Annotated in this window: 21 protein-coding genes and 1 tRNA gene; 9 read left to right on the top strand and 13 right to left on the bottom strand. The window is 38.2% G+C overall.

The features are described from left to right. The first annotated feature begins 152 nt into the window (after positions 1 to 152). Together JHD79_RS20015 and JHD79_RS20010 are read left to right on the top strand one after the other, a co-directional pair. On the top strand, positions 153 to 479 hold the full coding sequence (locus JHD79_RS20015) for a DUF3276 family protein (RefSeq protein ID WP_199121133.1): 327 nt from the start codon (positions 153 to 155) through the stop codon (positions 477 to 479). A 93-nt stretch (positions 480 to 572) separates the two neighbouring features. Next, complete coding sequence (locus tag JHD79_RS20010) at positions 573 to 1,487, top strand: serine hydrolase (RefSeq protein WP_199121132.1); 915 nt, start codon at positions 573 to 575, stop codon at positions 1,485 to 1,487. An 11-nt stretch (positions 1,488 to 1,498) separates the two neighbouring features. Here JHD79_RS20010 and JHD79_RS20005 read toward each other — a convergent pair whose 3' ends face one another. Next, the gene (locus JHD79_RS20005) at positions 1,499 to 1,981 is read right to left on the bottom strand and encodes a DUF5362 family protein (protein WP_199121131.1); all 483 of its coding nucleotides are present in this window, start codon (positions 1,979 to 1,981) and stop codon (positions 1,499 to 1,501) included. Positions 1,982 to 2,132: 151 nt separating this feature from the next. Here JHD79_RS20005 and ychF point away from each other — a divergent pair, with 151 nt between their 5' ends. Continuing rightward, positions 2,133 to 3,227, top strand: coding sequence for a redox-regulated ATPase YchF (gene ychF / locus JHD79_RS20000; protein ID WP_199121130.1), 1,095 nt, complete (start codon positions 2,133 to 2,135; stop codon positions 3,225 to 3,227). Positions 3,228 to 3,365: 138 nt separating this feature from the next. Here ychF and JHD79_RS19995 read toward each other — a convergent pair whose 3' ends face one another. Both JHD79_RS19995 and mgtE read right to left on the bottom strand, forming a co-directional pair. After that, entirely contained in the window at positions 3,366 to 3,557 is a 192-nt protein-coding gene (locus tag JHD79_RS19995; RefSeq protein ID WP_199121129.1) for a hypothetical protein, read from the bottom strand. Between the two features lie 21 nt (positions 3,558 to 3,578). Continuing rightward, the gene (mgtE, locus tag JHD79_RS19990) at positions 3,579 to 4,952 is read right to left on the bottom strand and encodes a magnesium transporter (protein ID WP_199121128.1); all 1,374 of its coding nucleotides are present in this window, start codon (positions 4,950 to 4,952) and stop codon (positions 3,579 to 3,581) included. A gap of 196 nt (positions 4,953 to 5,148) precedes the next feature. Here mgtE and JHD79_RS19985 point away from each other — a divergent pair, with 196 nt between their 5' ends. The 3 genes from JHD79_RS19985 (at position 5,149) to JHD79_RS19975 (ending at position 7,188) form a co-directional block, all read left to right on the top strand. Then, positions 5,149 to 5,937: an SDR family oxidoreductase gene (locus JHD79_RS19985; RefSeq protein ID WP_199121127.1), complete on the top strand. Its 789-nt coding sequence runs from the start codon at positions 5,149 to 5,151 to the stop codon at positions 5,935 to 5,937. A 197-nt stretch (positions 5,938 to 6,134) separates the two neighbouring features. Next, a complete protein-coding gene (locus JHD79_RS19980) occupies positions 6,135 to 6,941 on the top strand; it encodes a phytanoyl-CoA dioxygenase family protein (RefSeq protein WP_199121126.1) in 807 nt (268 codons plus the stop codon). Positions 6,942 to 7,116: 175 nt separating this feature from the next. Then, positions 7,117 to 7,188 (top strand) — tRNA-Arg (locus JHD79_RS19975). Between the two features lie 142 nt (positions 7,189 to 7,330). Here the strand turns inward: JHD79_RS19975 and JHD79_RS19970 are convergent. The 8 genes from JHD79_RS19970 to JHD79_RS19935 all read right to left on the bottom strand — a co-directional run bounded on the left by JHD79_RS19970 (position 7,331) and on the right by JHD79_RS19935 (position 16,294). Next, positions 7,331 to 9,115, bottom strand: a complete 1,785-nt coding sequence (locus JHD79_RS19970) for a mechanosensitive ion channel family protein (protein ID WP_199121125.1) — start codon at positions 9,113 to 9,115, stop codon at positions 7,331 to 7,333. 131 nt (positions 9,116 to 9,246) lie between these two features. Beyond that, positions 9,247 to 9,441 carry a hypothetical protein gene (locus tag JHD79_RS19965; protein WP_199121124.1) on the bottom strand — a complete coding sequence of 65 codons (195 nt, stop codon included), beginning with the start codon at positions 9,439 to 9,441 and terminating at the stop codon, positions 9,247 to 9,249. Positions 9,442 to 9,507: 66 nt separating this feature from the next. Further along, entirely contained in the window at positions 9,508 to 10,305 is a 798-nt protein-coding gene (locus JHD79_RS19960; protein ID WP_199121123.1) for a tRNA pseudouridine(38-40) synthase TruA, read from the bottom strand. A gap of 20 nt (positions 10,306 to 10,325) precedes the next feature. Continuing rightward, a complete protein-coding gene (locus tag JHD79_RS19955; RefSeq protein ID WP_199121122.1) occupies positions 10,326 to 10,787 on the bottom strand; it encodes a DinB family protein in 462 nt (153 codons plus the stop codon). Between the two features lie 50 nt (positions 10,788 to 10,837). Continuing rightward, complete coding sequence (locus tag JHD79_RS19950; RefSeq protein WP_199121121.1) at positions 10,838 to 11,692, bottom strand: ThuA domain-containing protein; 855 nt, start codon at positions 11,690 to 11,692, stop codon at positions 10,838 to 10,840. A gap of 93 nt (positions 11,693 to 11,785) precedes the next feature. After that, positions 11,786 to 14,209: a S9 family peptidase gene (locus tag JHD79_RS19945; protein WP_199121120.1), complete on the bottom strand. Its 2,424-nt coding sequence runs from the start codon at positions 14,207 to 14,209 to the stop codon at positions 11,786 to 11,788. Positions 14,210 to 14,408: 199 nt separating this feature from the next. Then, positions 14,409 to 15,749 (bottom strand): hypothetical protein, encoded by a 1,341-nt coding sequence (locus JHD79_RS19940; protein WP_199121119.1) that lies wholly within the window; start codon positions 15,747 to 15,749, stop codon positions 14,409 to 14,411. After that, positions 15,746 to 16,294 (bottom strand): RNA polymerase sigma factor, encoded by a 549-nt coding sequence (locus tag JHD79_RS19935; RefSeq protein WP_199121118.1) that lies wholly within the window; start codon positions 16,292 to 16,294, stop codon positions 15,746 to 15,748. Before JHD79_RS19935 ends, JHD79_RS19940 begins: the two co-directional genes overlap by 4 nt. 238 nt (positions 16,295 to 16,532) lie before the next feature. Between JHD79_RS19935 and JHD79_RS19930 the strand changes: the two genes are divergently transcribed. After that, positions 16,533 to 17,846, top strand: a complete 1,314-nt coding sequence (locus JHD79_RS19930) for a DEAD/DEAH box helicase (protein WP_199121117.1) — start codon at positions 16,533 to 16,535, stop codon at positions 17,844 to 17,846. Between the two features lie 83 nt (positions 17,847 to 17,929). Here JHD79_RS19930 and JHD79_RS19925 read toward each other — a convergent pair whose 3' ends face one another. Together JHD79_RS19925 and JHD79_RS19920 are read right to left on the bottom strand one after the other, a co-directional pair. After that, positions 17,930 to 18,538 (bottom strand): alpha-ketoglutarate-dependent dioxygenase AlkB, encoded by a 609-nt coding sequence (locus JHD79_RS19925; protein WP_199121116.1) that lies wholly within the window; start codon positions 18,536 to 18,538, stop codon positions 17,930 to 17,932. Positions 18,539 to 18,605: 67 nt separating this feature from the next. Beyond that, on the bottom strand, positions 18,606 to 19,463 hold the full coding sequence (locus tag JHD79_RS19920) for a methylated-DNA--[protein]-cysteine S-methyltransferase (protein ID WP_199121115.1): 858 nt from the start codon (positions 19,461 to 19,463) through the stop codon (positions 18,606 to 18,608). A 145-nt stretch (positions 19,464 to 19,608) separates the two neighbouring features. On the opposite strand from JHD79_RS19920, the gene JHD79_RS19915 reads away from it, so the two are divergent. Continuing rightward, complete coding sequence (locus tag JHD79_RS19915; protein WP_199121114.1) at positions 19,609 to 20,163, top strand: hypothetical protein; 555 nt, start codon at positions 19,609 to 19,611, stop codon at positions 20,161 to 20,163. A 28-nt stretch (positions 20,164 to 20,191) separates the two neighbouring features. Beyond that, positions 20,192 to 21,283, top strand: a 1,092-nt coding sequence (locus JHD79_RS19910) for a hypothetical protein (protein ID WP_199121113.1), incomplete at its 3' end; no start/stop codon positions are given.

Raw genomic sequence — 21,283 nt, 5'->3', positions numbered from 1 at the left:
CCCCCCCCCCCCCCCCCCCCCCCCCCCCCCCCCCCCCCCCCCCCCCCCCCCCCTTTTTCACGCAGGTCTCGTGGGCTCGGAGATGTGTATAAGAGACAGTTATTACATTATATTTACCCCAACCAAAACCAATACTACACACAATAAAAAAAATGGGAGATTTCGATAACAAAGAGAGAGAAGAGGTTTTTTCGAAAAAAGTAAGAGCTGGTAAACGTACTTATTTTTTTGACGTAAAAGCAACACGTTCCGGTGATTATTACCTTACGCTAACGGAAAGTAAAAAGAGATTAGAAGATGGCGTTTTTGTAAAACATAAGATTTTCTTATACAAAGAAGATTTTGAAAAATTTACAGAAGGTTTGACAGAAACTGTTGAATACATTAAGTCTCACCAAGAAGTGGTGGAGAAACGTTACGAATATTCTGATAACCAAGAATACAGCGCTAGGCCCGAGAATGATGATTTTTCATTCTAAAAGGCATTAAGCAATAACAACATAATTGAGATCCTCCGATTTTCGGGGGATTTTTTATTTACCTTCATACTGATCCTCAAAATATAATTAAAGATGAAAACTATATTACTTCCCATATGCTTTTTGTTTTTTAACACAGCCTTATTTGCCCAAACAGAAAAAACAGATGGCAGACTGAAAAAGATGATTGCAGCATTGGCTAGCGGCTTTAATGGAGAGGTAGGTATATACGTCAAATCAATGAAAACGGGGAAAATAGCCACTTATCATGCAGATTCTATTTTTCCTACTGCCAGTATGATAAAGGTGCCAATTACCTGTGGCATTTTTAATAAAATAGATAAGGGTGAGTTAGATTATAACAGTCAACTTATTTATAAAGATAGTCTGCTATATGAAGGGGAAGATATTTTGGGATCCTTTAAAAATGGAGAAAAGATAGGGTTGCCCAAAGTACTCATGCTGATGGTTACAACGAGTGACAATACGGCAAGTTTATGGTGTCAAAGTTTAGCAGGTTCAGGAGCGGCCATTAATCAGCTTATGGAAGACTATGGCCTCAAGTATACCAGGGTTAATTCACGTACGCCCGGCAGACAGGAAAATCAGAGAAAATATGGTTGGGGACAGACAACACCTAGAGAAATGGCTACATTGCTAACTTTAATAAGGGAAGGAAAGATGGTAAATGAGGCCGTTTCAGAGCGAATCTATCGAAACCTGATCCGTATCTATTATGACAAGGAAGCATTGTCTCAAATTCCACCCTATGTACAGGTGGCTTCTAAATCAGGTGCAGTGAATGCTTCTCGTTCTGAAGTAGTGCTGGTTAATGCGCCGCATGGCGATTATGTGTTTTGTGTGATCACCAAAAATCAGGCAGATACCTCATGGAAACATGATAATGAGGGCTATGTACTCATTCGTAAATTAAGTAAGATGCTTTGGCACTATTTCGAACCCAAATCTGATTGGCAACCGGCAAAAGGAATGGAAAAATACCAATAGTTGCTAAATTTTTATGATGCTTTCATCAGGCCACCTGCTATGCTTGAAAATAGGGTGAGGATATAAAGTCCTATAATAATAATAGCTAGTATTCCAAAATACTTAAATAAGGATTTTAATTTAGCAATCGCTTCATCTAAGCTGTTCTGGTCGCCATATAATACACCTTGTTTTGCCTTGGAAGCATATCTGGACAGCAGAAAGCTGGGGTAAAAAAAGGCAAGGCCATAAATGATACAGACAATACTGAAAATGTTGCCACCCATAGCCCCCAATTGGCCAAGCATTTTGGCCATTTCTGGATTTGAATTAAGGAGAGGCCCTACAGTCAGTGCAGAAATGAACATCAGAGCGGAAACGCCAAAGCCTACAATGGCAAGGAAGCTGGCCCATTTGGCCATGTCATAGATAAAACTACGCATGTCTTCAGTAACAATTAACTGTGGGTTATGGGCAGTTTCTATAGGTTCTTCAAATTGTTCCGTATTTTCCATGTGTTTAGGGGGTTGAAGCAGCTAAACTAACCAATTATTTACGGCTGTACAAATTACTAGGTAAAGGCATTAAAAAATAATATCTTTGCGCCTTTAAATAGGCCAAAGCAAAGGACCTAAAATAAAGACAAATTTTAAATCAAAAACATAAATGGCATTACAATGTGGTATAGTTGGCTTACCTAATGTAGGAAAATCAACTTTATTTAACTGTTTATCTAACGCAAAGGCACAATCTGCCAATTTCCCCTTTTGTACCATAGAACCCAATGTTGGAGTAATTACCGTACCCGATGAACGTTTGAACAAATTAGCGGAATTGGTGAAACCCAATAAGGTACAGCCTAATACCATTGAAATTGTGGATATTGCTGGCTTAGTTAAAGGAGCTTCAAAAGGAGAGGGCTTGGGCAACCAGTTTTTAGGAAACATTAGAGCAACAAATGCCATTATACATGTGCTTCGTTGTTTTGATGATGGAAACATCATACACGTAGATGGCTCTGTAGATCCTATCCGCGATAAGGAAATTATTGATACGGAGTTACAGCTAAAGGATTTAGATACTGTAACGAAACGTATCCAGAAAATCGAAAAGCAAGCTAAAAATGATAAAGAGGCTAAAAAAGAATTAGATATTCTAACCGTTGTCAAAAATCATTTGGAAACAGGTAAATCGGTACGTACAGCCTCTTTAAGTGCAGAAGATTTTGAAGAAATTGTTGGATTAGGATTGCTAACGCAAAAGCCCGTAATGTATGTCTGCAATGTAGATGAAGCTTCAGTGATAAGCGGAAACAGATACGTAGAGCAGGTAAAAGCGGCCGTAGCCGATGAAAGTGCCGAGGTGCTGGTGATCTCTGCTAAGATAGAATCGGAAATTGCCGAACTGGAAAGCTATGAAGAGCGTCAAATGTTTTTAGCTGACCTTGGCTTGGATGAATCTGGAGTGAACAAACTGATCAGGGCTGCTTATCGTTTATTAAACCTGTATACTTATTTTACGGCAGGTGTACAGGAAGTAAGGGCATGGACCATTACCAAAGGTTTTACTGCTCCACAGGCAGCAGGTGTTATCCATACTGATTTTGAAAAAGGCTTTATTCGTGCTGAAGTAATAAAATATAACGACTTTGTAACCTTAGGTTCTGAAAATGCTTGTAAAGAAGCTGGCAAATTAGGGGTAGAGGGTAAAAGCTATGTAGTAGAAGATGGCGATATTATGCACTTTAGGTTTAACGTATAACCACAAGTATCTCTAAACAACAATATATAATCTTTTGATATTAACCCCGTAGGTTTTCAAAACCTACGGGGTTTTTTATATCATCAAAATGGTTGTAGGGTTTGTTAATGAAAGCGTCTGTAAAATGATAGGCGCTGTTCAATTATTCTTTATATAAGCTATGTGTTGGCGTTCCCGCCAACCTATTTTTGGCTCATTATTGATGCGTCCCCGCCCATCATCTGAAGCGTTGTATACAGCAGGAACATGGCAACCTAAACCCAATTGTAGTGGATCCCGATTACCATTGGGAGGAACAAAAAGCTGGCTATCGTTACCGATAGTGTACATTATACCTGTTTTTCTGAAAAATTAGAGCAGTACGCCTTTTAAGAACATCATGGCTACAGAAAAGTAGATCACTAATCCAGTAACGTCAACCAAGGTGGCTACAAATGGAGCCGATGAAGAGGCCGGATCTGCCCCTAAACGTTTGAGTATAATGGGAAGCATTGAACCAGCCAACGAACCCCAGAGTACAATACCCACCAGGGCAACACCTACGGTACAGCCAATAAGAAACCAATGAGGTCCATACATGGAGGAGAAAAATGTCCAGGCATAAATGCGGAAAAATCCAATGCAACCAAGGGCCAAACCTAGTAAAAGACCAGATACGATCTCCCTACGCATAACCCGCCACCAATCGGCCAGGGTAATTTCTCCTAAGGCCATAGCCTGTATAATTAAGGTCGACGCCTGGGAACCACTATTACCGCCACTGGAAATGATAAGTGGAACAAATAGGGCCAATACCACTGCTTTTTCAATTTCACCTTCAAAATAGCCCATTGCGGTAGCAGTAAACATTTCTCCAAAAAACAAGATAATGAGCCACCCAACACGTTTTTTAACAAGCTTTAAAATAGGCATATCGAGATAAGGCTCATCTAAGGCTTCGGTACCCCCAATCTTATGCATATCTTCGGTATATTCTTCGTGGGCAATCCAAAGGATGTCATCAACGGTTACAATGCCCAACAATACACTGTTTTCATCAACTACAGGAAGCGCTACACGGTTATTCATACGAAAGATATTGATGGCATCTTCCTGCGGGTCATTTGCTTTTAAGGAAATATAGCGCTTATCGGTTAGTTCACCTATTTTGGCTTCAGGGTCGGCCAATAAAATCTCTCTGATACGAATATCATCTAATAAAATGCCATCCTTATCGATGACATAGATAACATCGATAGTTTCTGAATTCTTTCCGTATCTTCTAATGTGGGCCAAAACTCTGGTGACCGTCCAATCAGGTTTAACGGCCACATAGTCGGGGGTCATCAAACGCCCTACGCTATCTTCCTTATAGCCCAATAGCGCTAAAGATTCTATACGTTCTTCTGGCGGCAAAAGCGTAATCATTTTTTTTACCACATCGCCTTTAAGCTCGCTAAAAAGGGCTGTACGATCATCGGGTGGCAAATCTTTTATAATTTGGTTAAGCTTATTGCCCGAAAGTTTCTTAATGATACGTTCTTGTGTAGGAAAATCAAGGATACGAAATACGTTGACTGCCCGGTTTAGGGAAATGGTTTCAATAAACTTAGCGGCATATTGTGGCAGTTCATCAATTAATTGCTCAACATCAGAAATGTTAAGTTCATCTAGGTATTGTTTTAATGATTTATCGTTTTCTTTCTCGAGTAGCTCCTGAATTTCTTCTACAACAAATTTATCCATAACAATAAACTAATAAATGATTACATTCCTAAACCTTTTCTTACGGTTCGCAAAGGTGCATTTTTATTTTCAAAATATCACCTTTTTTGAGCCACTAAGCTGTGCTTTTTTATGCAATAAAAAAGCATTTTGTGTAGAACTGTTAAAATTTCGTTTAAATTTAACGGGTTCTTAATATTTATTTAAATAGCTGGATATGACAAATAATGACAATGGATATGTGTTGATTACAGGTGGTAGCAAAGGCATTGGAAAAGCAATTGCCGAAGAGCTGGCCAAGAGATCCTATAATTTGTTATTGATAGCTAGAAGTGAGCCAGAACTAAGCGATTTGGCTAATGAACTTGCTCATGTTTATGGGGTTAAAGTGCATTATCTTGCTGCCGATCTAAGCTTGAGCAATTCGGCCTCAACTATTTTTGATTGGATAGTTTCGAATGAGTTTAGTATAGAAATTTTAGTAAATAATGCAGGTTATGGCATATGGGGCAATTTTAATGAACGTTCCTTAAAAGAACAGCTTGAAATGCTGCAAGTGAATATTAACGCTTTGGTAGAACTGACTTATTTATTGTTACCTATGCTGGAGAAAGCAAAACAATCTTATGTGCTGAATATAGCCAGCACGGCAGCTTACCAAGCTGTACCTACTTTAGCCTTATATGCCGCTTCAAAAGCTTTTGTATTGTCATTTACCAGGGCCATCAGATATGAATTGCGTAATAGCCATGTATCGGTAACTTGTTTTAGCCCAGGTCCCGTAGCCACCAATTTTGCCAATAGGGCAGGTTTAAATGCATTGAGCAAAATGGCGCAAAAATTTAATATGGAAGCAGATCAAGTGGCCAAAATAGCAGTTAAAGCTATGTTTAATAAAAAATCTGAAGCCATTCCAGGCATAACAAACCTCATATCGGTATATGCCAACAGGGTATTGCCAAAGAGCTTTATAGAAAGAACTGCAGCAAATATTTATAAAACTTAAAAATATTTCCGAAAAAATTTGGACTAAAACGTTGAAAAACTTACGTTTGTAATAAATACTACTAATTCTATAGATTATGTATTATATTGAGCAGCATCCTAAAAATAATCAGGTGTACCTGATGTGTTGTTGTTTATAGAATTAATATCCCAAAGCCCTAATAGTTTCTTCATTAAATTTTATAAAAACCCTATTAAATGATTACTTCATACAGCACTTTTACACTCTCTGATAAACTGACAGAAGAACAGAAATACTTTTTTAACAAGCACGGTTTTCTGCATTTTAAAAATTTTATAGACCCACATGCAGTTAAATCTATTATTGATGCCTCAATACAGGTGCAAAGGAAATGGTTGGTTGACGAGGTTAAAAAAGTAAATGGGGTGCCCATTAAATATGGAAGAGATTTAGACGGAAGTCCTATTATACAACGATTTGCATTCATTAACCAACATCACCAAACATTGAGTGGGCTGTTATTGGATCCTCGTTTTAACAGTTTATTAGAACTTGCAGGAACAGGAGCAAGGTTAGGTACCGAAGAGAAGGATGGGATGGTATTCAATCATTATGTAAATGGCCCAGACAGCAAGTTTACCAAGATGGGTTGGCATACAGATGGATTAAGGGATATTTTTTATGGGCAAAAACTAAATCCTATGCTGAATGTAGGGATACATTTAAGTACACTTAAGCCAGAAAATGGGGGATTGAAAATTTTGCCAGGTACACATAAGCAAAACCTTTATCAGATGCTATTTAGAAAAAAGTATTTTTTGGACCATCAGCCCGATCCTCAGGAAATAGCCATTGTGCCAGAAGCTGGTGACCTGACCATTCATGATGGAAGGTTGTGGCATAGGGTAGCACAATCTTCTGCCAGGGGAGAAGAAAGTAGAAGACGAGTAATCTATATCCCAATTATTGCAGGGAAATACACGCCCAAACATGAAAATAGCCCAACTGTATTTTATCAAAGATTTGCGGGAATTGTAAAGTAGAGAAATATGCTGATAGCCTTAATTTATAGTTACTTGGTAAAGTCTGGTAGACTTAAAAATCCACTTCTTTACCTGAAACGTCTTAATGGAATGAAGGTATAAAAATATACATTCTACTATTGCTATGGAAAAAATAGGCAACAAATGGAGAGTTTAGTTATATTTGCCAAAATTTGCTCCCGTAGTTCAATGGATAGAATTATGGTTTCCGGTACCATCGATATGAGTTCGAATCTCGTCGGGAGCACAAAAAGGATCAGTGTACCAGTGCATTGATCCTTTTTATAGCCTACTTTCCCGCTTTGTACCACCATAAGAAGCAACCTGTTACCCGTTTTCTTTGGCGTTGTCTTTTAATCGTTATTTTCATATAGCAAAATATTGTAAGTTTACTTTTCCTCCTGTCTTATCACGTTATAATGTGGCGATAGAATTTCAATATGGGCCTCATTAAATAGATCCTGAATATTCTCAAGTAAATTACTGTAGATTAGGGCCTGTAAGTTGGCCTCATGTGTGTAGGCATTGATCTGATAGGATATAGAGAAGTTATCCAATCCGGTTTGTAGTACAAAAGGAGTAGGGGTAGTTTCTATATGTATAGTCTTTGTGGCAGCGCTGATCAGTAGCTCATAAACTTTCTTCCATGGAACGTCGTAGCCAATGGTAACGGTATAATGAACAATAAGGCCAGGGCCATTATTTTTTGTTCTACTGGAAAAATTAATGGTACTACTAGAAAGCACCATAGAATTGGGTACGGTGATGTCTTCATTTTTAATGGTCTTTATCCGTGTAACGAGCATATTCTTTTCTAATACATCCCCAACCACATCCCCAATTTTTACCCGATCACCAAGCTTGAAAGGTCGCATATAGGTAATTACCAATCCGGCAACAATATTGCCTATGGCACTAGAAGAACCGAGAGAGATAAGTATGCCCAAGAAGACAGAAACACCCTGAAAAGCTGGAGAACTAGATCCCGGCAGATAGGGAAAGATAATGACCAGCATAAACGCATATAGAATGAACCGTAGGATGTTAAAAGTTGGCATGGCCCAATCTTCATGAAATCCCCTTAGTGTAATTCGCCGATATTTTACCTCATGGAAAAAATATTTAACGCCTTTCAGTACATATCTGAAGATAAGGTATATCACCATGATGGTGAAAAAATTGGGCAAATAATGAACAATGGCAAGAGAAGTTGCTTTCAAGGGGCTTAAGATCCAGTTTAACAAAGTACTGGTCCAATCTTCTGTTTCTGGAAAAATACTGAACAATAAGGGAAGTGAAAGATAGATCGTCAGTAAGATCACCAAAATTTTAACAGCGCCATTCAATTTTAACAAGGCTGTTTCTAAATGCTGAGCGGTTAAAATATGAACATTTCTGATGCGAAATCCATTAGCAAATTTTGATTTATGATGTGATATATAGCGAGCGGTATGGCTAAAAATGTAGTTGATAACTTTAACAATGGCGATGACCAGTAAAAGCACAAGGATAACCAGTCCTATCCGTTTCAGCCAATTGGTTAAACTATGTGATTTTCGTTCCTCGGTTATGGTTTTCTTAAGGATAGAAAGGTATTCTTTTGCTAGCAGCGCATTACTTTTGCTAAACCAAAGTCCATCCAGGTTGGCAATGGTTAAGATAATGGTGTTATTTTTATAGGTGAGGTCATAACTATCGTCATTTGCCTTAATGCTTAGCGAATCTGCACTATAAAATGGATCTTCATAAAGCAGACGTACCTTTTGGGTGATGGCTTTTGCGCGTTCTTCTGCTTTAAAAGATCCCATTCGGGTATAGATATAGAAGAGCGTATCTTTGTTTAAATGTACTGCATAACCTTTGGCATTTTTCTTTAAGGTGGCAATTTCTTTTAGCTGTTGAAGGTTGCGCAAAGAATCTCTCTTTGCCATTTCTACCAGCTGTGCCTGCAGCGCTTTGGTTTTTTTTATGTTGCCGCTCGCCTCGAGTAATTCATTTTCAATTTTAATTTTAATGAGCGAATCAATGTGCTTTTGCTGTTGATCTTTCATTAATAAGGCCTCATTAAGCGCTATTTGATCTTGTTCTTGTTTGTTTTGCGCAAAAAGTAACTGCGCCGATAGCATAAGTGCCCATAGGGCAAGCAATTTTATAGGAGTTGACGTGACCTTCATTAGCAGTTAAAGAGGGGTTTTATTTAGCCTTTTACTAATATAATGAATTACTTGTGCTTTAAGCACTTTGCCTTACGCAAAAAATCCTAATGATGTTGTCATTTGGTCAGTTTTAGTAGGGGAACAACAGATTATTTTGTAGGTGCTTTTTTGATGGGATGCACCGGCTGTTCACTTTCTTCTCGTTGCTTTGCGGGATTTTTTGTTTTTACCTGTTTCGTTTTTACCTCAAAAACTTCATTTTTATAACTTTTAAGAGGTTTGATATGCTGACCAGTTTTTTCGGTATTGGTATTTCCACCCTTGGTATTTCCTGTAATATTCATCTTTTTATGAGTTTTATAATCTAATGAATAACAATGAACAGCAGATATTGTTCTTTTAAACGGCCTCTAAACCTCAATCCATTCACTTTGGGTAAAACCACCAAATGCTGTTTTTGCCGGTAGGTTTAAATATGGATAAGTAACTTTTGATAAGTATAGGCCAGTTGGAGAGGCGACCTCAAACTGGCTTGGAATTTCTTTAGAAATGAGATGATGCTCAAACTCGGCCACACTAAGCTCATTGGCTCCGATCTTTAACAATTTGCCTACAATTAACCGGATCATTTTGCTCAGAAACCTATTCGAAGCAATATGAAAACGGAAATGCTCATTGTTAGCCGATCGGTAAAGCTTGGCCTCCATTACATTACACAGCGTATGCTCATTTTTATCGGGGGTGGTACAAAACGCCCTGTAATCTTTATATTTTGGCAACAATTCCACTGCCTTTTTCATTTCCGTTAAGTTGATGTCGGTAATGGGATAATATGAACTTAACTGCCTTAAGAAGGGATCTTTATAATTATGCCAATAATAGTCATATTTGCGTTGTACGGCATCAAATCGGGCGTGCTGTTTGCCATCCATAGGTATGATATCAAAAATGGCGATATTATGTGGCAGAACCTTGTTGATAATAAAAAGAAAATCAGCATTTAATGGCCGATCTATGTCGACATGGAAGAAGAACTGACTGGCATGGACCTTAGTGTCGGTACGGCCACAGCCTATAACAGACAGGGGCATTTTGAAGATTTTGCTTAGGCTATCTTCTATAACTTGTTGTATGCTATGTGCCTTCGGATGTCGTTGCCAGCCATTGTAAACATGGCCATTATAGCCTATATGAAAGAAATATCGCATTTATTATGGTGAATCTAACGCTAAACGAATTTCCTTATCATTAAACTACAACCATAGTGCAGACCATCATGAGACACTATAAACTTAATGGCATCCTCAATTCTTTCTAATTGGTAACCTTTATAGGTACTAATGGTATAAGGGGTATAATGGGCAAATTTATCGGTGGCCAGATCGTCCTCTAACTGATCGATAGTACTCATAAGATAGCTTTTCAATAGGGTAATCTCTTCCGAAGTAATAAAGTGCGCTGGCTTAGAGCCATTTTTGTATTTATCAACTAAATTGAGGTCAATAAGCAGTTCGTTATTTGAAAGTCTGTAACATAGGATCTGCTGACTGACTACCAAATGTCCAATTTGCCAAGCCAGGTTATTGTTAAACCCAACCGGAATTTTGTTCAATTGTTCCGTACTTAAATTTTCTACTAAATTCAATAAGGCTTTTCGGCCTGCCCTAATGACTTCGAATGTCTTGTCCATGATAAGGACAAAGATAGCTTTCTTTAGATTAGAAAGATAAAAACAAAAGACTACTTTTTAACCTTGGCTTTTTTAGAATTTCCCAACCATAATATTCCATCTATGATCATTCTATTCTGTATTGAATTGTCAAAGGTGTACGATAGCGCTTTTGTTTTTTTTCCATACTTATGCTCATAGTCCATATCATTGTGCCCCATATTTACATAAATCATTTTATAGTGTTTATTGCTCCATACTACGGGGTAATCGCCATTATTCCATATCTCATGAGGTTTAGGTCCTGTACCTAATGGAAAACTGCTAGAATCTATGCTGAGCAATACGGTAATATTAGGGTTCTTTCGTAAATCATTCTCCCATTTATACCACTCATTAGGTTGAGATTTAAAGGATTTAGGTAGATTTTTTGTGGCTTCATGATTACGGTTTACATTTAAAGTCGCTGAGGTAGGCCGCCAAGTATTACCACTGTATTGGCCAGATCCTAAAAACTCATTATGATACCAATCCCAGTTTTGAGTAAATGTCGATGGCGTAAGTGCAAACGCAGAGAAATGAAAGCCCATCCATGCGCCGCCATTCTTCATGTAGTTTTCAAAAGCTACGCGTTGTTTAGCATCCTCTGGTCTGGTATCTAGAAACAGTACCACTTGATACTTTGCTAAAAATTCAGCATTCATATTGGTCCAATTGCTCGTGGTATCATAAACAAAATTGTTTTTTTTTGCCACTTCTGGAAGCCAATGATTTGCTTCGTTTACATAACTGATGTGTGCCATGTCACTTTTACCAGTAAAGAAAGCAATTACTTTAAATTTTGGTGTTTTTTGTGCAAGTATTGTTGGTGCAAAACAACATATTACTATGCTAAGAAATAGGCGTCTGTATAAAAAATCTTTCATTATAATTAATGGAAAGAGTTAAGATAATAAATAAGCTGTATAAACAGAAAAGGACAGTGTTTTCACTGTCCTTTTCTGTATGATTATTGAAATCTATTTAGCTGCCGTTGGTTTCGCATTTTTAACATAAGTATCTAACCATTTATTGGTTTCCCAAAGCATGTGCAGGATATTTTCTTTTGCTCTGTAGCCATGTGCCTCGTAAGGCAGGTATACAAAACGTGTGGTACCACCATGGCCCTTTATGGCATTGAACAAACGTTCGCTGTTGATAGGGAAAGTTCCTTGGTTATCATCCATCTCCCCATGGATCAACAAGATTGGGGTTTTTATTTTATCCGCATAACTGAATGGGCTCATTTCGTAATACAATTGTGGCGCTTGCCAATATGTACGGTCTTCGTTTTGGAAACCAAAAGGGGTAAGCGTTCTGTTGTAAGCACCACTGCGGGCAACACCAGCTTTAAATAGGTCAGTATGGGCCAATAGGTTTGCCGTCATAAATGCGCCGTAGCTGTGGCCACCTACAGCCATTCGGTTTCTATCGCCAACTCCCATTTCACTTAACTTATTAATGGCGGCTTCGGCATTTAGCTTCAACTGTTCAACAAATGAATCATTAGGCCTTTTGCCTTCTTTAGCTACAATAGGCATTTCAGCATTGTCTAGCACCGCATAACCTTGGGTAACGTAGAATATTGGACCACCAGAGCTAATGGTAATGAATTTGTTTTCTGAACCTCTAACCTGGGCGGCATCGCTGGCTGAATTAAATTCACGTGGATAAGCCCAGATTAATACTGGAAGAGGGCCATCTTTCTCTTTATTATAGCCTTTTGGCAAGTATAGATCGCCGGTTAGGTCAACTCCATCGGCACGTTTATAAGTGATTTTTTGTTTCGATACACCATCTAAGGCAGTATATGGATTGGTAAAATTGGTGATTTGCCTGTCGGCAACTCTAAGTACAAGGTTTTTGATAAAATAGTTAGGCACTTCTGTCTTACTTTCCCTACGTGTTAACAGTACCAGTTTTTGCGGATCTAAAACATCGGTAACGGTTTCGAAAGTACCTTCTTGACAACGCCAAAGAATTTCTGATTTTTTGGTACTCAAGTCAAATTTTGCCAGGAAAGGTAAATCGCCTTTAGGAGAGGCACCTGTAGTATTATTTAACAATAGCTTGGTGCCATTATCTGTGGTTAAGATTACCTGGCGCCCATATTTGTTTTTTTCGGTAACTGGAGAACCTGGGTTGTTATAGGCATCTGTTGTATTCAGTTCATATAGGGTTTCCAGTGTGCCCGTTGTAGGATTAAATCTACTTACTTTGCTCGTCTGTTTGGTTCTTGACATTTCCCTCACCAAAGCTAAGGTTGCATTGCCCCAGCTTGTACCCGAATAACGGGTTTTAGTTTTAAACAATTCTTTGGCTGTGCCATTAAATGGTGCTTTAAGCTCAAAAACAGCATCGTGAAATTCAACATTCTTTTTTATTAATCCGCTATCTAAAGGTTGTGCCCATACTACGGCAGCCGCTTCGTCATCACGCCAGTCAAAGCCACGTGGTACATTTTGTACATTGTCGTATCCCGATGGGCGAACTTCAGAAGAAGGAAGGTCAGCTAAAACTTTAATGGTCTTACCACTTCTGTCAATAATTTTTACGGTAGAAGGAAAACCATAAGCCGCAACTAAATAAGAAAAGGGTTTTTTAATGGTACGTACCATCAGGTAATTTTTATCAGGCGATAAGCTTACGGTACTATATATAGCTGGACTGCCAACTGGCGTTTCTACGCCTGCTTTATTTTGCACCAGCTGAGAAGTGGCATAGAACTCGAATAATTGCTCATCGTAGGGTGATTTGATCAAATCCTGGATGGTAGCGCTAGGGGCTACCTTACCTAGACTTTCCTGAACGGTAGGTCCTTTTGGAGCTAATGGGCGTGCCGGTGCTAAATTAGCTGCTTTGGTAGCAACTTGATAGATTAAGGTCTGATCATCAACCCATAATATGCCCGCACCTAAAATGGCATTTAAGGCTTGTTTGTTTACTTTGGTAGCCTTAGCCGTAACGATGTCAATGACATAAAGATCAATTCTGTTTTGGCCAGTTTGGGTAAAGGCTATTTTGGTTTGGCTTGGGTTCCAACGAATGTTGCCAGCATACAACGTGGTCGGCAAACCTGTAATAGTGCTTGTTTTACCTGTTTTAATATTTTTTAAACTAAAATTATTGATATAGGTTTGTCTGCTTGGCGAATAATTGTTGGGGTTGATACGCATACCTGCAAGTTTGTATTCAGGCATGGCCAATTCTTCAATGGAAGGATAGGCATTACGTTCACTAAATAAAATCCATTCGGCCTTGCTATCTATACTTACAGCAGGGGTAGGCTTGGCCAATAATAAATCGGCCATTACTTTTGGAGGTGTCTGATAGCTTACGGCATCTTGCGCAAAAGCATGACTGCCCAAACCTATAAGCAGTAGGTTTAATATGATCTTTTTCATTGTGATATGATAAGTTTATTTGATGGCATAAACTTACATATAGTTTAGGTATTTAACCTTTATGTATCAAAAATTTGATCAAGCTCCTTTTGTCAGAAACAATTTTTATACTCGAAGCTTACCTTGTTGTATCTAATTCTGAATAAAGATCGATCTTTAGAAAATTTAGTAATACAATGGCAACCAATTGGTTTTATGGCTATGGTTTCTTAGCGGAAGAATTAAAATTAAATTTTAAATTGAGCCCTGCAGAATTGATTTTTAAGTTCATATCGCCCATGGTATTAATAGCGGGTTTATAATAAGGCTCAAAAATTAAAGTGTTTTTGCCTATATTTTGATTAATGCCTATAGCTATAATGGCGCTGTTGGCAAAATCAAATCCTTTAAACTTACTTTTCTCTACCTGTTCTTTAGGCTGTGCCATCCCATTTTGTATGGCAAAATTACTTAGGCTATAATTGTAGGTGTATTTCTGTGATAGATAAGAACTTGAATTGATCCCTGTAGAAATATAAAAATCCTGTTTTTTGGTAGGATAGAATTTTACCACCATAGGGAGGTCTATACTGAGCAATTGGGCATTAAAACTTACGGCATTGGTAGCGGTAGCTGCTAAGATCTGATTGGTTGATGGGTAATCATAAGAATTTTCTTTTGCTGAACTTATGGACATAAAATTGTTGGTTACTGAAACTGGTACTTGACTTTGATAGCTTGCTTTGTTTTGGCTAATTCCTGCACCAAGGCTCAACACTACATTTTTACTTAGCTTTAAGTTAGCATTTATGCCCAAACCAGCACTAAGTTTGGCTTCGTTATGATCCTGATAATTAAAAAATGTACCCGTAAAAACGTCAATAGAAGCTACTGAACCATTGTTTTTCTTAGTTTTATTTGTTGTTGCAGCAAGAATTTTAGTTTGTTCATTTAGAAAATCTTCTGTCGATAATTTTGTGGGCTTGGCAGGAGCATCTGCATCTATAACAACTTGTTGGGAAACCCTATTTTCTGTTTTTGGTTCTGTTTGAACATTTGCTACTGCTATATGGTTGTTATTTATGGGGGTAGATATGTTTTCTACTTTTTTAATGTCCAATGTATGACTATTTGGGCTTTGTTTTTTTACCATAGTGTCGGTCTGCACCAAATGAATTTTTTGGGCTGCGTACCTTTCTTTCTCAATGGGGGTACGGACTATAGAAGTAAACTGCTCTTGAGGGTTATTTTTAGTTATTTCCTGATGATTGGTTGAAACTGGCTGCTCATTAGCATTAGTAGAAGACTTGCTATTGTCTTTATTCTGGCGCTTTACATGAAGTACTACTTTTTGGGTGTCTAAAGTATGATTAAAATATAAGCCCAACGCCATCAATAAAGTTGCAGCAATGCCCGTAAGCCACCATATAGGAAGCTTTCTATTTTCTTTTTCTGGATATTTCTTACGAAGTTCTTCCCAACCCTGGTTGCTCAGTCCATCGTTATAGTCTTCAAATACCGATTTAATTCGTTTAGCTAATTCTTCATCCGTAGGTTTCATTTTGTATAAATTGAATGAGTAATTAATAATTTTTGTAATGCCTGTTTTGCCCTGGTCAAGTAAGTCCTGGATGAACTTTCTGGGATGTTAAGCATTAAACTGATTTCTTTATGGGTATAGCCATCTACTTCATAAAGGTTAAAAATTGTTCTTTGCGTTTCGTTCAGGTGTTTCATCAAAGCTAGGATATCATTAACCGAAAGCCTTTCAATAGCCGAAGCGTAGATGGTTTGCGGCGTATGATCTGTCATTTCCAATGCATCATTAAAATGCATGGTCCGCCTTTTATAGTCAAGTGAGGTGTTGATGAGTATTTTCCTAAACCATGGTTTAAAATCGGTGTTGTCCCTAAATGTTCCAAATGACTTAAAAACTTTAATGAAGCTATCGTTAACGGCTTCCAGTGCATCTTCCCTGTTATTGATGTATCTTACACAAATACCCAAAGCATAGCCATAAAACTGCTTATATAGCAATTCCTGGAAATATAGATCGCCCTTTTTGCAATGGGAAATCACTTCGTTAAGGCTGTGCAATTTGGACATCTGCTAGGTTATACGTTCTAATCTATATGGAAATAGTAAATATAAACCATCTTGCAGGTAGCGCAATGCTGCAGTTAATGTTTTGTTTAAAATACAATGTCACCCTAATTTTATATCCTATACGTTGTAAGCTTTTAAAATGCTACAAACTTGTTAAAATAAATCTAATCTACTTTCATCTATATGGCACAGTGCTCTTTATTTTGCGTAATTTTGCATTTTAAATAAATTATATACAGTGTCTTTAGAAGAATTAAAATTAAGCAAGCCTTTGGTTGCCGCCATGACAACAGCAGGCTATCTACATCCGAAAGAAATACAGGCGAGAACCATGTCAAGAATTTTAGGAGGACAAGATGTTATTGCCATTGGACCTGAAGGAAGTGGAAAAACAACTACCTATGTGCTTGCCGTTCTAATGAAACTGAAAATAGGTCATCAGGAAGCCCCAAGGGCCTTAATCTTAGTGCCCAATAAAGAACGGCTATTGGAAGTGATGGAACATTTTAACCTGCTAAACCGTAATCCAACCATTCGAGTAGTAGGCATACATGCCGATGATAGTATAGAAAGTCAGGTAGAAAATCTTACTGATGGTGTAGATGTGGTGGTAGCAATTCCCTCTAGGGCCAGGGCTGTATATTTGAAATTGGGTTTAAATACCAATAAAATACAGATGATGGTCATAGATGATGCGGCGGAAATGATCAAGCAAGGTATGCAGTTGCCTATTAATGAACTGGCCAATAGCATACAAAAATGTCAGCATTTGGTATTTACAGAAGTATGGCATGAAAAACTGGAAAAGATGATCGAAAGCTTCATGCGTATGCCGGCTACCATAGAAGTTGAAGACTTGGAGCAGGTAAAAGTGGAAACGCATACACAGCTGCTGTACCATGTTCCAAATTTCAGGACAAAGTTAAACCTCCTTCATCTTATGCTAAAGGATGTGGAAGTTTTTGATAAGGTTGTGGTATTCGTCAATACCAGGTTAACGGCACAAACTGTAGCAAAAGACCTGTTTGACGGTAAGGCTGAAGATATCTTTGTGTATAAACCTTTATTTTTTGATGAAGCAGGATTTGATGATGTAGAGTTATTTAAAGCTACTCCATCGGCAAGAGTGTTGATTATCGCCAATGAGATTTTTGGAGATCAAAAATTTGCGGAAATACCATTTGTTTTTCATTTTGAACTACCAGAGCAAAGGGAAACTTACCTGAATAGGATTGTTAAACTACAAGGAGAAGAAGATCGCGTAGCTTTAACTTTCGTTACCGACCTGGAATTATCTCCATTGCGTAAAATAGAGCAGGCTATCGGACAAAAAATAGAAGCTGCAGAATTACCAGCAGAACTCCTTATTGAGGAAACAGGAAAAGTAGCGCAACAAAAAAGCAAACAGCTTAAGGAATTGGAAAGAGAAAGGGCCGAAGAAGAAGCCTTTCTAGAAGCCGCCTTTCAAAAGAAAAAGGAAAGCAATGCCAAAACGACCAATTTCAGTAGCGGCGAAAAGGCAAAGATGAACAAGAAAAAGAAGCACGGTTAGATCGGAAACCTTAAATAACCGAAATGAGGGTAATATCTTTTGGTCTCCAATAGATATTACTTCAATCATCCTTAAACAGATGTTTACTTTACAATGGTTCTAAAAGTAAGGTTAATCCTTGGTTTGTTTATTCTTTTGGTGGGAGGTAACCGGTGAAGCCAATGAGATTGTGTAGTACCCTTCATCACCAATAAACTTCCATGTGATAATGTTAGGGCAACGGTTTGCTTATCTATCTTGTGTTTAAAAGCAAACTTACGTTCTGCGCCAAAACTTAGGGAAGCTATAGCGCCATTTTTCTTTAAATCGATCTCTTCGTCGCTATGCCAAGCCATTCCTTCATCGCCACTATGGTAAAGATTTAGCAAACAAGAGTTGAAATGTGCTCCTGTTTGCAATTCAATCTTAGATTTGAGTACCAAAAGCTCAGAGGTCCAAGGAAGGGCTCTTTTGGTGGTGTTGGAGTAAGTGTATTCAAACGCTTGGTCACCATACCAAGCTACTTTTCTTTTGGTAATGATTTCTTTTCCAAAAATGATTGCCCTGTCATTTTTCCATTCAATATGGTCCAACAAGGTATGGAGGTAATGGTCTGCCTCGGCCTGACTAAAAATTTTACCATAGTAGTTTACTATCCCATCTTTGGGAAGCAAGTTAATTTGATGTAATGGCTGTAGATTGAAAAGATCCATTATAAATTAGGGTATTGCTTAATGATCGTTTACTAATCAAGGGAAGATAGTTTTCTTACTACTTCTCTTAAAATAATGTTTCTTGATCCCTTACAAGAGCCTGCTCCCAACCAATAATGGCTGTCTTGCGGGTGTTACCCCACATATAACCACCAAAAGTACCATTAGATTGGATAACCCGGTGACAAGGGATTAAAAACGCAATGGGATTGCTGCCAATGGCAGTACCTACAGCCCTGGAAGCATTTGGATTGCCTAGATCATGGGCAATTTTACCATAGGTAGAAAGTTCGCCCATAGGTATTTTTAAAAGCGCTTCCCAAACTTTCAGTTGAAACTCTGTACCCTTAAGGTGCAGTTTAATTTCCTGTAGTTTACTCCAGTCTTGTTGAAATATAAAAAGCGCGTGTTGTTGCATCAAATCCAGATGTTGAATGAAATGTGCTTGGGTAAACTTGGCTTTCAATGCTAAAAACGCTTTATCTGTGTCCTGGTAAAAGGCCATATAACAAACACCTTTATGGGTTGATGCTACCAGTAGGGGGCCAAATTGGGTATCGGCAAAGCTATAATTTATAATAAGATCCTTCCCACCATTTTTGTATTCTGCAGGGGTCATTCCCTCTATATTTACAAACAGGTCATGTAGCCTGCTCGTACCAGAGAGCCCTGTGTCAAAAGCAGTATCGAATAGGGTAGCCTGTTGTTCCTGAAGTAGCTTCTTGGCATGGGCCACACTTACATATTGTAAAAATTTTTTTGGACTGGTACCCGCCCACTCCGTAAATAGCCTTTGGAAATGGAATGGACTTAGGTTAACCTTTTCAGCTATCATATCCAAATTGGGCTGTTCTTTAAAATGAAGTTTGATATAATCAATTGCTTCAGCAATGCGCTTATAGTTTATATATGCTTGAGTGTTCATTTTTTTGATCTATCATTCAAATATCCAAAGATTTCTAAAGCTATAAAATCCGAAACTTGCTCAGTTGATAGGTAAACAAATATAGACCTTTGCAGTTGCTAATATGAAATGATAATAAATAAATTGATTATTTTCGTGATCTCCAATGGCTATAAGTTTATTAGAAAGCATAAAAAACACCTTACAAAAAACGAAGGTGGAAAAATTGGCGAAAATAGCTATACAACAGCAGATCAAGGTAAAAGATATCATTGACCTGACCTTTGATGCTGATGAACAGATTGGTTTCAGGGCTGCATGGATATTGGAGCATATCTATACCTATAACCCCTTAAAATTTGTCCCTTATACTACTTATTTTTTGGATCGTTTTTCTAGTCAGGATAATTTATCGGCCCGTAGGCATTTTGCTAAAATTGCAGCGTTGTTGACTAAGAAGAACGCTTTGCCAGAAATTAGAGCGCTTATACAAGCTTATCATACCGATATAGTAGTTGATGCCGTTTTTTCTTGGCTTATTGACGAAAATGTACCTGTAGCAATTAAATCTCATGCACTTAACATTTTAGCAAACCTAAGCATAAAGCACAGTTGGATAAAGGATGAACTTATACAGACCATGGATTATCTGTTGGATAAGGAAAGCATTGCCTTTTTTGCCAAGGTAAAGCAAATTAGGAAACAGTTAAGACAGAAATAAATTCACTTCATATTTAAAATAGCTATCAATGAAAATAAAATTACCCGTTGTGCTTTTGTTCTCATGTATTCAATTGCATGTGTATGCCTGTAGTTGTATGATAAGTATACCTGATATTAAAACTTATATAACCACAAGTACAATTTTTATTGGCACTGTAGCGCATATTAATAAGGTTAATGACAGTGAAAAGGAAGTTACATTTACGGTAAAAGAAATTTTTAAAGGCTTGGCTGAGGGCGTTGGAACAGCAAAACTAAGGACAAGGCTAGGTGGTGGAGATTGTGGCCTTAATGTAGCGATAGGACAAGAATGGCTTATATGGGGCTATTTTTATAATGGAGTTTTATCTTCAAGTATTTGTACCAACAGTAAATTAAGCACCGATGGGCGTGATGATATTTCTATACTAAGGTCCTTCAAACAAAAAAAAGGAAATAGATGGTATTTGAAGGATAAGCTTGTAGCAACAGGTATATTGGTAAACGATATGCCCGAGGGTGAATGGCAGTTTTATAAAAATGAAAAGCTACAGGATAGTGGAGCTTTCAAACAAGGTAAAAAAGAGGGGAAATGGGTCTTTTATACTATAACAGATACTTATACTTTTAAGAACAGGTCTGCTGTTTATGAAAGTGATCACCTGATCAGTTTTAAAGATTATGATTCAAATGGTCATCTCTCTAGGGCAGTAATTAACATAGATACCGGAACAATTGACAGAAGAATTGTTTATTGGAAATCTGGTAGGGTGAGAGAGCATGAAGTCTATAAAGATGGAAAATCTTATACTGAAAGATATTATCATGAAGATGGGCAACTGGCCCTTTATCGTAAAAGTTCTATAGGACCAACAGGAGACAGTATGGAAGAACTTGAACTATATGACGAAAATGGAGGTAAGATTGACGATAAGAAATACTTTATCACCTGTCTCTTATACACATCTCCGAGCCCACGAGACCTGCGTTACCATCTCGTATGCCGTCTTCGGCTTGAAAAAGGGGGGGGGGGGGGGGGGGGGGGGGGGGGGGGGGGGGGGGGGGGGGGGGGGGGGGGGGGGGGGGGGGGGGGGGGGGGGGGGGGGGGGGGGGGGGGGGGGGGGGGGGGGGGGGGGGGG

This window comes from Pedobacter sp. ASV28 (genome assembly GCF_016428855.1).
Taxonomy (GTDB): domain Bacteria; phylum Bacteroidota; class Bacteroidia; order Sphingobacteriales; family Sphingobacteriaceae; genus Pedobacter.
This window is presented reverse-complemented; position numbering and strand designations above follow the sequence as displayed.